This is a genomic window from Ideonella sp. P3_A4 (assembly GCF_056403075.1).
Genome location: NZ_JBFUGE010001353.1, coordinates 1 through 579, shown reverse-complemented (window position 1 = coordinate 579; position 579 = coordinate 1). Strand labels below are relative to the sequence as shown.

The 579-nt window shown below is 63.2% G+C and carries 1 protein-coding gene; it reads right to left on the bottom strand.

Going from position 1 to position 579, the window contains the following annotated elements:
* Positions 1–374 precede the first annotated feature (374 nt).
* On the bottom strand, positions 375–579 hold a 205-nt coding region (locus AC1DYI_RS37985; RefSeq protein ID WP_477209205.1), incomplete at its 5' end, for a transposase.

The following is a 579-nucleotide window of genomic DNA, read 5'->3' as shown; positions in this document are numbered from 1 at the left end:
AGGCCTCGGTCTCGATGCTTTGTGCTCATGGGAGAGGCGTGCTCGCTTCAGCGTCGGCGTGGGCCGTCCGTCCTTCGGCGGCCAGCGCACGGTCCGTGGTCACTTCGGCCTTCCACCTGCCAAGTTGGTCAAGAAATTGAAGCCTTGGCGCTACGTCACGGCTCAACAGTGCCTGCGGTCACGGCCGGAGCTTGGGGTGGGCGCTGCTACCGGGCCGGTTCTGCCGTCTCGGCGGGCGGGCCAAACTGAAACAGCCGCAGCCCCGGTGCTACATAGCCAGGCTCCGGTCAGCCGAGTAGCATCTCCAGTTTCCTCGGGTCCGCCTGCATTGCACGGCAAGTCCATCACGGTTGGTGCATCTCCGGTGCTTGAGTTCAACGTTGAAGTGCAACACCCCGCGGACGGCCGAATGCTTCGGCCGGAGTCCTGAATCCTAGTCTTTCTCTTGGCCGGCTGTTGAGTTCACCCGCAATGCGGTCGCACTCGGCTTGGGTCAGCCCCTTCAAGCACATGCCCTTGGGCAGGTACTGCCGAAGCAACCCGTTGGTGTTTTCGTTCGTTCCTCGCTCCCACGAGTGG